Origin of the sequence: Janthinobacterium sp. ROICE36 (genome assembly GCF_002869965.1) — a bacterium.
Lineage (GTDB): Bacteria > Pseudomonadota > Gammaproteobacteria > Burkholderiales > Burkholderiaceae_D > Janthinobacterium.
The window spans coordinates 11,862-24,662 of record NZ_PEBS01000013.1; the positions used below are offsets into that span (position 1 = coordinate 11,862).

The window sequence follows — 12,801 nt, forward strand, 5'->3', positions numbered from 1 at the left end:
CACATAAAAAAACCGGAACAGCCTCACGGCGTTCCGGTTTTTTTAGCGTGAAGATTTACGCCGTCAATGCTTCTTTCGCTGCCGACTCTTCGACCACTTCCTCGTCATCCGAACGGATCAGGTGGTCAAAGGCGGACAGCGCTGCCTTGGCACCTTCGCCGGTGGCGATGATGATCTGCTTGTACGGCACCGTGGTGACGTCGCCGGCGGCAAACACGCCGGGGATCGAGGTCTGGCCGCAGGCGTCGACTTCGATCTCGCCGTGGCGCGACAACGCTACCGTGCCTTTCAGCCATTCCGTGTTCGGCACCAGGCCGATTTGCACGAAGACGCCTTCCAGCTCGACCTTGTTCGATGCGCCGCTGACCCGGTCCGTGTAGCTCAGGCCATTGACGATCTTGCCGTCGCCGTGGATCTCGGTGGTTTGCGCCGAGGTGATCACGTTCACGTTAGGCAAGCTGTGCAGCTTGCGTTGCAGCACCGCATCGGCGCGCAATTCCGCGCCGAACTCGATCAGGGTCACGTGTTTCACGAGGCCGGCCAGGTCGATCGCCGCTTCCACACCCGAGTTGCCGCCACCGATCACGGCCACGCGCTTGCCCTTGAACAAAGGACCATCGCAGTGCGGGCAGTAGGCAACGCCGTGGTTGCGGTATTGCTTCTCGCCCGGCACATTGATTTCGCGCCAGCGGGCACCGGTGGCCAGGATGACTGTTTTGGCTTTCAGGATGGCGCCATTCGCCGTTTCAATCTCGATCAGCTTGCCTGGCGTCAGCTTGCTGGCGCGCTGGGTGTTCATGATGTCGACGTCATAGGTCTTGACGTGCTGCTCCAGCGCCATGGCAAACTTCGGACCATCGGTTTCCTTGACGGAAATAAAATTCTCGATGGCCATGGTGTCGAGGGTCTGGCCGCCGAAACGCTCGGCCAGCACGCCCGTCTTGATGCCTTTGCGGGCCGCGTAGATGGCCGCTGCCGCGCCGGCAGGACCGCCGCCGACGATCAGCACGTCGAACACGTCTTTTTTCGACAACGCTGCCGCCTGGCGGGCACCGGCATTGGTATCGAGCTTGGCGAGGATTTCCTCGACATTCGTGCGTCCCTGGCCAAAGTGTTCGCCATTCAGGAACATCATCGGCACGGCCATGATCTGGCGTTCTTCCACTTCTTTCGGGAACACGCCGCCATCGATGGTGGTGACCTTGATGCGTGGGTTGATCACCGCCATGGCATTCAATGCCTGCACCACTTCCGGACAGTTATGGCAGGAGAGTGAAATAAACGTTTCAAATTCGTAATCGCCGTCGAGGTTGCGGATCTGCTCGATCACGGCTTCGTCAAACTTGATGGTGTGGCCGCCCACTTGCAGCAGCGCCAGCACCAGCGAGGTAAATTCGTGGCCCAGCGGGATGCCGGCGAAACGCACGCCGATATCGGTGCCTGGGCGGTTGATACTGAACGATGGCTTGCGCTCGCTGCCATCGCTGCGTTTGACCAGGGTGATCTGGTCGCTCAACAGGACGATTTCCTGGAGCAATTCTTCCATTTCACGGGCCTTGGCGCTGTCATCGAGACTGGCGACGATCTCAATGGGCTGCACTACTTTTTCCAAATAGGTTTTCAACTGCGCTTTGAGATTTGCGTCCAACATGATTTTTTCCTTTGACAAATATTTAGGCGAATGCCGGGCCGGACACCCGGTCCGGCATCGCGGTAACTACTTGTTTGCTGCTAGATGTTGCAAGGTTTCAAGACTTAGATCTTGCCAACCAGGTCCAGCGATGGGGTCAAGGTTGCTGCGCCTTCCGTCCATTTTGCCGGGCAAACTTCACCTGGGTGAGCGGCTACGTATTGAGCTGCCTTGACTTTGCGCAGCAGTTCCGCTGCGTCACGGCCGATACCGTTGTCATGCACTTCCAGCACTTTGATGAAGCCGTCTGGATTGATGACGAAGGTACCGCGCAGTGCCATGCCTTCTTCTTCGATCATGACTTCGAAATTGCGTGACAGGGTGCCGGTCGGGTCGCCGATCAGTGCGTATTGCACTTTCTTGATCGCGTCCGAGGTGTCGTGCCATGCTTTGTGCGCAAAGTGCGAATCGGTCGAGATGCCGTAGACATCGACGCCCAGCTTCTGGAACTCGGCGTGGTGATCGGCCAGGTCTTCCAGTTCGGTTGGGCAAACGAAGGTGAAGTCGGCTGGGTAGAACACGAATACCGACCACTTGCCTTTCAGCGACGCTTCCGTCAGGTCGACGAATTTGCCATTGTGGAATGCGGTTGCCTTGAATGGTTTAACTTGGGTATTGATGAGCGACATAGTCATTTCCTCTCGTGTGGTGAATCAGTAAGACCCTAGTGTAAGGGGTTTTATTCCATATGCAAAATTGATTGTAGCAATAGTTTCAATTAGTTTTAGCTATCGCTGCGCTATGGGAACACCATCATAGGCAGTTCCCACAGGATTGAATAGCGGCAGCGCTGGATATTGCGGCTGCCGCCAGGTCCTTAACTTTTCAAATCTTCCGGTACCTTGCCGCCGTTTTCCGCCAGCTTGATCATCACCTGGCGGTGCAGCCAGATATTCATGCTGGCCGAATCGTTGGTATCGCCCGTGAAATGCAGCTCTTGCGCCAGTTCCTTGCGCGCGGCCAGGCTGCTGTCAAGCTGCAGCAATTTCATCAGGTCAACGATGGACGTGCGCCAATTGAGTGTTTCCGCGTGCTTGCTGGCCAGGTCGACCAGCACCACTTCCACGTCCACCACCGGCACGGCAACCGCTGGAGCTGCTGCCGGTGCGGCTGCGGCTGCCGCTGGCGCGTCGGTAGCGGCGGCTGGCGTGGCTGCCGCAGCGGCGTCGGATGCATGGTGGAAGATTTTGTTATAGATATTGCTGAAAATGCCCATAAGGTCACCTCGAGTTGAGTAAATGGAAGAAGGTTTGCCTGCGCGCCCGGTTCATGACGCGAACCGGTGACAGCTGGAGCCGGGCGCAGGCGCCAGCCCGTCGAGTATAAGCCTGTTCAGGCCGGGAGCCCTGTCCCGCAGGGCCGCCTCTGCAAGCGGCACGCTGCTGCCTTCGACCAGCGTCACTTCCAGCCCCGCCTCGCGGCAATAGCCTGGCTCGATGGCCACGTAATAGCCGGCAAACTTGAACTGCTGCGTGAAATTGAGTGGCAGGGAGACCGCTTTCAGTAACCGGGTGGGCGTGGCGCAGCTATATAGCAGGGCCGCGCCAGTCCAGCCAGCTGAACCCCGCCGAGCTGGCTGGAATCATGCCATGGTAGCCCGCCTTTTTTTTGCCGATGGATATTTATCTCAGTGAAAACAATAGCGTTGATGCTGTTGACACACACGCTGACGAGTGTATGCGTTAGAACACGACGCCTGCCACCAGAATGATGTTGGCATACGGACTGCACTCACCTGTGCGCACGATGGCGCGCGCACCCTTCGACAGTTGCTTGAACTCGTCGTGCGTCACCTGGCGCGCATCGGGCAAGGCCAGGGCCGCCACCTGCGCCGCCATGGCCGGATTGTGCTGTGGCAACTCGCTGGCGAGCAAATGGTATTCCACCTGCATTTCGCTCAGCACGGTGTTCACGGTATCGATGAAGCCGGGAATGCCGCACGTCAAGGCCAGGTCGATCAGGGGCACGCCCGGCTGCGAGGGCAAGCCCGCGTCGCCGATGACGAGCATGTCGCCATGGCCCAGCGAAGCAATCAGTTGCGACAGCGCAATATTAAGCAGCGGTGTTTTTTTCATGGTCTCAGAACAGCTCGTGCAAGTGGGGAATCGAGGTTTGCGCGCCGGGCTTGGTGACGCTCCAGGCGGCCGCGCGCTGGCCTTGTTGAATAGCTTCCGCCTCGTCCATGCCGGACGCCAGGCCCGCCACGAAGCCGCCGATAAAGGTGTCGCCGGCCGCCGTCGTATCGACAGCTTTCACCACTTCGGCCGGGAAGGTGGTGTCGCCGCCATACAGGGCCGCGTGCACGCCCTTGTAACCGAGGGTGATGATGACGTTGTCGCTGCCCAGCTTTTGCAGCGCGGCCGCCAGCGCCTTGACGTCTGCGCCTTCCGGGCTGACGCCGGCCAGCATGGCCGCTTCGATTTCATTCGGGATCAGGTAGTCGACCAGTTCCAGCACGCCGTCCGGCAAGCTGGCCGCCGGGGCCGGATTCAGCACCACGGTCTTGCCCAGCGAACGGGCCAGTTTGATCGCGTGCACGACGGTGGCCATCGGCGTTTCCAGCTGCAGCACGACAATATCGGCCTGTTCGATCAAACCTTGCGCCGCGTCAATGTGCGCGGGGCTGAGCAAATCGTTGGCGCCGCCGGCAATCACGATGCTGTTCTGGCCGTTGTCATCCACCAGGATGGAGGCGATGCCGGATGCAACACCGGGCAAGGTGGTGATGTGGCTGTCGATGATGCCGTCGCCCACCAGCGCCGCGCGCAAGGTCGCGCCGAAGGCGTCGTCGCCCACGCAAGCGACCATGGCCACTTGCTGGCCGCCGGCGGCCACTTTGCCGCTGAGGCGCGCGCAAGCGACGGCCTGGTTGGCGCCCTTGCCGCCAGGAATGGTGCGAAAAGCGCCGCCCGTCAGGGTTTCGCCGGGAAGGGGCATGCGCGGCACGCGCAAGACCAGGTCCATATTGATGCTGCCGATAACCACGATCATGATGTCATTCCCATCAGTTCAGTTGCAGGTGAAGAAGTAGGTGCGGAAAAAGTGACAGTGGCAGCCACGCTGGAGCCGCGCACGTGCAGCTCGGGTGCGATGCTGCGCTGCTGGCGCGGCAAGGCGGGGTCGGCGATGCGCGCCAGCAGGCAGGCGGCCGTGATGTGGCCCAACTCGCGCGTGTTTTGCGCCACGCTGCTCAAGGCCGGATGCACGAAGCTGGCCAGGTCGATATCGTCGAAGCCGACCACGGCCAGCTCGCCCGGCACGGCAATGCCTCGCTCCGCGGCGGCGCGCAGGGCGCCAAAGGCCATCAAGTCATTGCAGCAGAACAAGGCGTCGGGGCGCTGGCCTTGCGGCAGCGCCAGCAAGTCCAGCGCGGCCGCATAGCCGCCCGCGCTCGTGAAATCGCCATGGCGACACAGCGCGTCGGCCAGCACCACGCCTGCGTCCGCCATGGCGCTGCGCGCGCCCTCGATGCGCTCGTTGGAAATACTCACTTCGCGGGGACCGGCGATGCAGCCGAGGCGCCGGCGTCCCAGTCCCAATAAATGGCGCGCGGCCAAAGATCCCCCGGCGCGGTTGTCGACGGCCACGGCGTCGATGGACAGGTCGCTGGGCGCGCGGTCGAGCAGCACGGCCGGCACCTTCATCTTGCGCAGCAATTCGCCATCGCTGTCGGCCAGCGCAGATAAAATCAAGCCGTCGCAGCGCTTGGTCAAGAGCACGTTCAGGTAGTCGCGCTGCTTGACGGGGTCGTCATCGGAATTGCACAAGATCACGCTGTAGCCGGCCGCGTAGCAACTATCCTCGATGCCGCGCGCCACTTCCGAGAAATACGGATTCGTATTATTCGGAATGATCAGGCCGATCGTGCCCGTGCTGCGGCTACGCAAGGAACGCGCCAGCGCGCTGGGCACGTAATGCAATTGCTCCGCCGCCGCCAGCACGGCGCGGCGCGCCGCATCGCTGACGGGGCGGGTATTGTTGAGGACGTGCGACACGGTGGTAAACGACACCCCCGCCGCCTGCGCCACTTGTTTGATGGTTGCCATGGGCCAGTATTATGAACGCTCGCCGCGGCGGCGGTAGGTGTCGAGCACGACGGCGGCGACGATCACCAGGCCCGTGACGATGCGTTTCACGGGCTCGGATACGCCCACTTGCGCCAGGCCCGCTTCCAGCACGGAAATGATCAACACGCCGATAAACGTGCTGATGACGGAACCGCGCCCGCCCATCAGGCTGGTGCCGCCGATCACGACGGCGGCGATCACTTGCAATTCCATGCCCACGCCACCATTCGGGTCGGCCGCTTCCAGGCGCGACACCTGGAACAGGGCGCCCACGCCAGCAAGCAAACCCATCAAGGCAAACACCAGCACCTTCGACGGCTTCGTATTGATGCCGGACAAACGCACGGCTTCTTCATTCGTGCCAATGCCGATCCAGTGACGTCCCAGCACCGTGCGCGTGAGCACCAGGTGACCGATGACGACGATGACGATAGCGGCGATGAAGGCGGGCGACAGGCCGAAGACGATTGGCGAGCTGATGCCCTCAACGGCGCTGCCGATGTATTCCGTGCGCGAATTGGTCACTTGATACGCCAGGCCCCGTGCCATTTCCAGCACGCCCAGCGAAACGATGAACGAGGGAATGCGCCAGCCGACGGAAATCAGGCCCGTGGTGGCGCCGCACAGGGCGGCGACGAACATGCCCAGCAGGGCCGCGCTCCACACGGGCCAGCCCCAGTGCACGACGGCCAGCGACAACACGGAAGCGGCCAGCGCCATCACGGAGCCGACGGACAGGTCGATGCCGCCGATGATCAGCACGAAGGTCATGCCGACAGCCATCACAACCAAAGTCGGGATATTGTTCGACAGGGTGCTCAAGGTCGCCAGGGTAAAGAAGTTTTCGCTGGCAAACGAGAACAGCACGCACATGGCCAGCAGCGCGCCGATCAGGCCCGCATAGTTTTTCAGGTCGGCCAGGCTGCGCTGCAGATACGAAGGAGAGGAGTGGGTGGTCATGGGAATCTTTCCGGCGGATCAGGCCGCAGCTGGAGTGGAAGTAGGGGTCAAATAGCCGGAGAAGGCGGCCGACAGCAGCGCGTCCTGGCTCCAGGCACCGCGCTCGAAGGTCTCGACGATGCTGCCCGCGCTCATGACGGCGATGCGGTCGCAGATCAGCATCAGTTCGCGCAAGTCGCTCGACACGATGAGCAAGCCCTTGCCCTGGCGCGCCTGTTCGGCCAGCACCTGATAAATATCAAACTTGGCGCCGATATCGATGCCGCGCGTGGGCTCGTCGAACAGCATCACGGGGCAGTCGCGGTACAGCCAGCGGGCGATCACCACCTTTTGCTGGTTGCCACCGGACAATTCCGCCACCGTTTGCGCGCTGTTGCGCGAGCGGATGCCCAGGCGCTGAATATAGTCGTCGGCCACCGACGCTTCGGCCGCGTCGTTGAGCCAGCCCAGACCAGCGTGGCTCACGGTATCGAGCGAGGCCAGGGTGGTGTTGACGGCGATGGACTGGCGCAGCAACAAGCCTTGTCCCTTGCGATCTTCCGTGATCATGGCGATGCCCGCTTTCACTGCCGCCTGCGGCGAGTGCAAGGCGGCGGGAATCTCGCTGTCGCCCAGAAACACGTCGCCGGCATCGGCACGGTCGGCGCCGAAAATCAGGCGCAGCAATTCCGTGCGGCCCGAGCCGATCAGGCCGGCAATGCCGAGGATTTCGCCGGCGCGCAAGTCGAACGAGGTGGGGTTGACCACCTTGCCGCGCGCCAGGCCGCGCACGCGCAGCAGCGGCGCGCCGATGGTGCGCCCGCTCAAGTCCACCGCCTCATCGGCCGAGCGGCCCACCATCAGGCTGACCAGGTCGGCGGCCGAGTGGCCGGCGATGTCGTCGTCGCACACGAGTTGCCCATCGCGCAGCACGGCGATACGGTCGGCCACGCGCTTGAGTTCTTCCAGGCGGTGGGAAATATAGATGATGCACACGCCTTCGGCTTTCAGACGCTCGATTTGCAGGAACAACAATTCCACTTCGCGGTGCGTCAGCATGGCCGTCGGTTCATCAAGTACCAGCAAACGGCAGGCACCGATCAGATTGCGCGCGATCTCGATCATTTGCTGGTGGCCAATACCCAGCTCGCCCACGAGGGTCCACGGGTCGAGCCCGCCCAAGCCCACTTTCTCCATCTGTTCGCGCGCGTCACGTTCGAGACGCGTACGGTCGATGAAGCCGAAGCGCTGCGGCAGGTTTTTCAGGTACAGGTTTTCCGCGATCGACAGCGTGGGAATCAAATTGAGTTCCTGCATCACCATGCGGATGCCCAGCGCCTCGGCGGCGGCGCGCGAGGCGGGCTGGTAAGGCTTGTCGTCGAGCAGCATGGTGCCCGTCGTGGCTTGCTCCAGGCCGCAGATGATCTTCGACAGGGTACTCTTGCCCGCGCCGTTCTCGCCCGTCAGCGCCAGCACCTGGCCAGGGGCGAAGCGCAAGCCCACGCCGCCCAGCACGGGGCCGACATAAGACTTGCCGATGTTGTCCAGGGTCAATAGAGGGGTGGCGGCCGGTGGCGCCGGGGGGATGTCGGTAGGCATGATAAAACTCCGCGATAGTGGCGGCGGGGCCGGCGCCGCGTACTCATGAGTACGCAGCGCCGGCCCCGGCGGGATCAAACGATCAGGCGATCAGGACTTGGCGCCCTTGGCGACCAGTTCGACCTTGGTTTCGATGGCGCCACCGAGCTCGGCCTGTTTCTTCTTCTGCGCCAGGGCTTTCAGCACGGTCTCGATGCCGAACACGGCTTGCTGCGAACCGAACTGGTCGGCGGTGGCCAGCACGCGGCCATCGGCCAGCATCGGCTTGATGGCGTTGATGTTGTCGTAGCCGACGACCAGCACTTTGCCCGTCTTGCCGGCCGCCTTGATGGCGGAAATGGCGCCGATGGCCATATTGTCGTTACCGCACAGCAAAGCCTTGATATTCGGATTGGCGTTCAGCATGGCGGCCGCTACCGTGTTGGCAGGCGCGATTTCCCACTGGCCCGACTGCACGCTGACGACTTTCGCACCGGCCGCGTTCATGGCGTCCTGGAAACCCAGGGTGCGCTGCTGCGCGTTGTAGGTGGTGGACACGCCTTCGATGATGCCGACCTGATCGCCCTTCTTGATCTGCTTGGCCAGGTAATCGCCGACGACCTTGGCGCCTTTGCGGTTATCCGGGCCGACGAAGGGCACGCTGATGCCCTTCTCTTTCAGGGCACCTTCGTCGAGCTTGTTGTCGATATTGACGACGATGATGCCCGCGTCGATGGCTTTCTTCAGCACAGGCACCAGCGCCTTCGAATCGGCCGGGGCAATCACCAGCGCGTTGACGCGCGAGACGATCATTTGCTCGACCAGCTTGATCTGGCTCGACGTATCCGTTTCATCCTTGATGCCGTTCGACAGCAAGTCGTACTTGGCGGCATTCGCCTTCTGATGCGCCTTGGCGCCGTTTTCCATGGTCAGGAAAAATTCATTGGCAAGCGACTTCATCACCAGCGCCACCTTCGGTTTGGCAGGTGTCTGCGCCATCGCCGGCATGGCGGGCAAGGCACATACCAGGACAGCGGCGGCAATCATTTTCAGGCGAATACGGGATGTCATGAGCGTCTCCAGAGTTGTTGGTCAAGCACATATAGATCATGCTTTTATGGAATTTCATTGCGCGCAAACGTTTGCGCGCAGCGAATAGTGCCTCAATGCCACACATCAGTGCAAGCAAAACTGTATGTGCGGTGCAGCAAAAAAGGGATATCCAGAGGGAAATAGGCAGGCCGATGCGATCAGCCTGCCTGGGAGAAATGCGCGGAAGTCAGGACTTTGTTGCAGGACGGGCACTGGCCCACTGCACGGCCAGCACGCTGGCCAGCACCAGCAGCAAGCCCAGCATCGACCAGTCCGTCATGGCCTGGCCCAGCAAGGCCCAGCCCAGCACGACAGCCATCAGGGGACTGAGCAGGCCCAGCGAGGAGACGGCCACGGGCGACAGGCGGGCGATGCCGCGGAACCACAAGGCATATGCCAGCAGGGCGCCGGCCAGGCACAGGTAGGCGTAGGCCAGGACTTGCTGCTGGGATAAGGCCGGCAAGGGCGCATCGGCCAGCCAGGCGACGGGCGCCAGCATCAAGCCGCCGAGCAGCAATTGCCAGCCCGTCAGCGCCAGCACGGGCAAGTCCGGCTTCCAGCGCCGCGTCAGATAGGTGCCGGCCGCCATGCAGGCCGTGCCGCCCAGCGCGGCGGCGATGCCGATGGGTTCCCACACCGTGCGCGGCGACAACAGCAAAACGCCCATGCCGGCCACGCCCAGCACGCTGGCCAGCAGCGCCAGGCGGGCCGGACGGCGCCCTTCCACGCTCCAGCCCAGGCCCATCACCAAGAGCGGCTGTATGGCCCCCACCACGGCCGCCAAGCCGCCCGGCAAGCGGTAGGCGGCGACGAACAGCAGCGCCTGGAACACGCCGATATTCAGCGCGGAAAGAATCAGCACGCGGCCCCAGTCGCGCCGCGCGGGCAGGCGCCGCATCAGGAGCAGCAACAGCAAGCCGGCCGGCAGCACGCGGATCAGGGCGGCCGTGAAGGGTCGGTTCGGCGGCAGCAGTTCGGACGTGAGGATATACGTGGAACCCCAGATCAGGGGCGCCAGCGCCGTGAGCAGAATGTCGCCCCAGGCGGGGCGGGCGGAGGAAGTGGTCATGCAACTATCTCGATATTAAGATAAAAATCGAGTGTGGGCGCGAACTATCTTGATGTCAAGATAAACCAGTCGCTGCGCCTTCGACTGACTAGCGTAAAAAAGCCCGGCATGGCCGGGCTTCGGGGACTGCGCCAGGCGGCACTCTGTACCGCCGGGTCTGATGCTTAATCGCGCACGCGCCGCAGGCTCGTCACCCGCATGCCGCCCATGCTGATCTGCGCCGTGCTGCCATCGTCGCTGACGATAATATCCATGGCCGCATCGCCCGCGCCTTCCGGCATGATCGTCACGGTATTGCCCTTGGTGGTAAAGGTGGCCTTGGTCGACGTCCCGTTATTGATCACGCTGTCACTTGTAAATTCCAGGACATTGCCCATTGCCGCCTGCCATTTCCCCACCGCCGGGTGGCCGCCAAAGCGCAACGCGCTCTTTAGCTTGTCCAGCATGCCCGCGCCTTGCACAGCCGGCACTTTGCCTATCACACCGGTCATGGCCGCCCGGCTCATCTGCGCTTCGTCGATGACTTGCCATTGCTTGTCAACCAGCGCCAGCGGCAGTCGCACTTCCAGGTCGCCATCCGGCAAGCGTTGCAGGATCAGCGCGCGGTCAGCCGACTTGGCGAACCACGCCGCCTCATCGGTCAGCGTCAACGTGGCCTTGGCCATCGCCACTTGCTGTTCGCCCAGGTCGCGCACCTGATCGTAACCGCTGACCTTGGCCACTTTCACGCCCTTGGCCACGCACAGCTTGTCGCCGCGCAAGGCGGCCTTGCCCGGTGCGGCCAGCGCGTAGACAAATTGCGATTGCGCAACCCAGCCACCGCTGCTTTTCTCGACGGGAGCGCTGTACAACCCGCCACGCACAAGGATATCGAGCCATTGCCGGGTCGAGGTATCGTACGAGGCCACGCGGATTTCTTCCTTCTGGTACGGCAAGTTGGTAAGGCACAACAACTTGTCGCGCGCCGTCTCGTCGGCCGCCAGATGGGCGTCGATGGCGCGGCTGAAACTGCTGGCCGAGGCTGCTTCGGGCGCCAGCAACCACGCCAGGGCGCCACCGGCCACGATGAGCAATGCCAGCACGCCGCCGGCGATGATGAGGTGGCGCCGTTGCACGCCAGCGCCAGCCGGCCTGACCGGCGCCGGTGCTGCCGCGGCAGGCAAGGCATTGCCGCATTCATCGCAAAAGCGCGCCCCCGGGGCATAAGCCGTACCGCATTGGATGCAAAAGTGAGCCATGGTCTGCCTTACTTGAGTTTATGCGCGCATTCGCCGCAGAACGCATCGTCGGATGCGACCGGCGCCTTGCAGTTCGGGCAAGCCGGTGCAGCGGCTGGCGCCGCCGGAGCGGCTGGTGCGGTCGCCTGCTCGGCCAAGGCACGCGCGCGTTCACGCGCTTCCTCGGCTTTTTTCTTGACCGTGGCCAGGCCGTCGTTCAGGCTCGCTTCCGAAGCGCTGAAATCGACATTGCGCGTAGCGTTCAGGTAAATGATGCACACGCCCTTGGTAAAGATCAGGCCAGGCACGACGGCCGCAGCCGCCATCAGCAAGCCGCCGCCCAGACCCGCTGCGATGATGTAGCCGGAGCCGCCGCTCAGACCCGAAGCAAGGGAATACATGTTCATCTGGCCGCCCAGGCCCAGGATGCCAGCCGACATGCCGCTGGTCAGCGACACGCCCGTCCCCAATACGCCAAAGATCAGCAGCGCCACAAACGAGGTGATCAGGAACAGCAGCACTTCCAGCAAGATCACCGACACCAGCTTGGTGCGCACGATCAGGTTCAGGCGGGCAATGATCTGGAACACGCTGGCGCCCGACCAGGCGGCAGGACCGGCCAACGGCAGCATCACGTAAAACAGCGCAAACACCAGCACGCCCAGCACGATGGCCGACAAGGGGAAGACGACCGTGTACAGCACGGGGCCGAGCACGGGGATCTTGCAGACGAACAAGATGATGGCGATGGCAATCATGGCCGCCAACACGATCAAAAATTCCAGGAAGACGACCGCGATCAGGCGATGGCTGGTGACCAGCGAGACGAGCACGGCATCAACCAGGCTCAAGCCCGGTTGGCCCTGCGCATCGCGCATCAGCAGGATGCCGACGGCGTTGGAACCGTAAAACATCACCAGGAAAGCCATCAGGCCGCCCAGGAAGGTCAGCAGCATACTGCCGATGCTGCCGGCAATCATCGTCAGCACGCCACCGACGAGCACTGCGCCGATGAAGGTCAGGGCCAGCAAGGCAATTGCGCGGAAGTTCTTGATGGCATCGGTCGCTTCGATCAGCGAACCCACGGCGGAGGAAAAGGGAAAAGGTTGATGTGCTTCTGTGGAAATGGTCATGTCTGGCCTGAAAGGG

13 protein-coding genes are annotated in these 12,801 nt (G+C 62.4%); all 13 read right to left on the reverse strand.

Features of this window, described 5'->3' with window-relative positions; genetic code table 11:
* Positions 1-55: 55 nt before the first annotated feature.
* The 13 genes from ahpF to CSZ94_RS07675 all read right to left on the reverse strand — a co-directional run bounded on the left by ahpF (position 56) and on the right by CSZ94_RS07675 (position 12,785).
* On the reverse strand, positions 56-1,651 hold the full coding sequence (gene ahpF / locus CSZ94_RS07615; protein WP_102120960.1) for an alkyl hydroperoxide reductase subunit F: 1,596 nt from the start codon (positions 1,649-1,651) through the stop codon (positions 56-58).
* A 104-nt stretch (positions 1,652-1,755) separates the two neighbouring features.
* A complete protein-coding gene (gene ahpC, locus CSZ94_RS07620; RefSeq protein WP_102120961.1) occupies positions 1,756-2,319 on the reverse strand; it encodes an alkyl hydroperoxide reductase subunit C in 564 nt (187 codons plus the stop codon).
* 188 nt (positions 2,320-2,507) lie between these two features.
* Positions 2,508-2,906 carry a DUF3597 domain-containing protein gene (locus tag CSZ94_RS07625; RefSeq protein WP_102120962.1) on the reverse strand — a complete coding sequence of 133 codons (399 nt, stop codon included), beginning with the start codon at positions 2,904-2,906 and terminating at the stop codon, positions 2,508-2,510.
* Between the two features lie 51 nt (positions 2,907-2,957).
* Positions 2,958-3,227, reverse strand: a complete 270-nt coding sequence (locus tag CSZ94_RS27565) for an ABC transporter substrate-binding protein (RefSeq protein WP_146009765.1) — start codon at positions 3,225-3,227, stop codon at positions 2,958-2,960.
* Positions 3,228-3,372: 145 nt separating this feature from the next.
* Positions 3,373-3,765, reverse strand: a complete 393-nt coding sequence (gene rbsD, locus CSZ94_RS07635; RefSeq protein ID WP_102120964.1) for a D-ribose pyranase — start codon at positions 3,763-3,765, stop codon at positions 3,373-3,375.
* Between the two features lie 4 nt (positions 3,766-3,769).
* Positions 3,770-4,681: a ribokinase gene (gene rbsK / locus CSZ94_RS07640; protein WP_102120965.1), complete on the reverse strand. Its 912-nt coding sequence runs from the start codon at positions 4,679-4,681 to the stop codon at positions 3,770-3,772.
* The gene (locus CSZ94_RS07645) at positions 4,678-5,736 is read right to left on the reverse strand and encodes a LacI family DNA-binding transcriptional regulator (RefSeq protein ID WP_102120966.1); all 1,059 of its coding nucleotides are present in this window, start codon (positions 5,734-5,736) and stop codon (positions 4,678-4,680) included. Before CSZ94_RS07645 ends, rbsK begins: the two co-directional genes overlap by 4 nt.
* 9 nt (positions 5,737-5,745) lie before the next feature.
* Positions 5,746-6,717 carry an ABC transporter permease gene (locus CSZ94_RS07650; RefSeq protein ID WP_102120967.1) on the reverse strand — a complete coding sequence of 324 codons (972 nt, stop codon included), beginning with the start codon at positions 6,715-6,717 and terminating at the stop codon, positions 5,746-5,748.
* A gap of 18 nt (positions 6,718-6,735) precedes the next feature.
* Positions 6,736-8,295, reverse strand: a complete 1,560-nt coding sequence (locus CSZ94_RS07655; RefSeq protein WP_102120968.1) for a sugar ABC transporter ATP-binding protein — start codon at positions 8,293-8,295, stop codon at positions 6,736-6,738.
* Positions 8,296-8,385: 90 nt separating this feature from the next.
* Positions 8,386-9,345: a sugar ABC transporter substrate-binding protein gene (locus CSZ94_RS07660; protein WP_102120969.1), complete on the reverse strand. Its 960-nt coding sequence runs from the start codon at positions 9,343-9,345 to the stop codon at positions 8,386-8,388.
* Positions 9,346-9,553: 208 nt separating this feature from the next.
* Positions 9,554-10,435 carry an EamA family transporter gene (locus CSZ94_RS07665; protein ID WP_102120970.1) on the reverse strand — a complete coding sequence of 294 codons (882 nt, stop codon included), beginning with the start codon at positions 10,433-10,435 and terminating at the stop codon, positions 9,554-9,556.
* A 164-nt stretch (positions 10,436-10,599) separates the two neighbouring features.
* Positions 10,600-11,550 carry a hypothetical protein gene (locus tag CSZ94_RS07670; RefSeq protein ID WP_146009761.1) on the reverse strand — a complete coding sequence of 317 codons (951 nt, stop codon included), beginning with the start codon at positions 11,548-11,550 and terminating at the stop codon, positions 10,600-10,602.
* Positions 11,551-11,681: 131 nt separating this feature from the next.
* Positions 11,682-12,785 carry a zinc ribbon domain-containing protein gene (locus CSZ94_RS07675; protein ID WP_102120972.1) on the reverse strand — a complete coding sequence of 368 codons (1,104 nt, stop codon included), beginning with the start codon at positions 12,783-12,785 and terminating at the stop codon, positions 11,682-11,684.
* Positions 12,786-12,801: the final 16 nt, after the last annotated feature.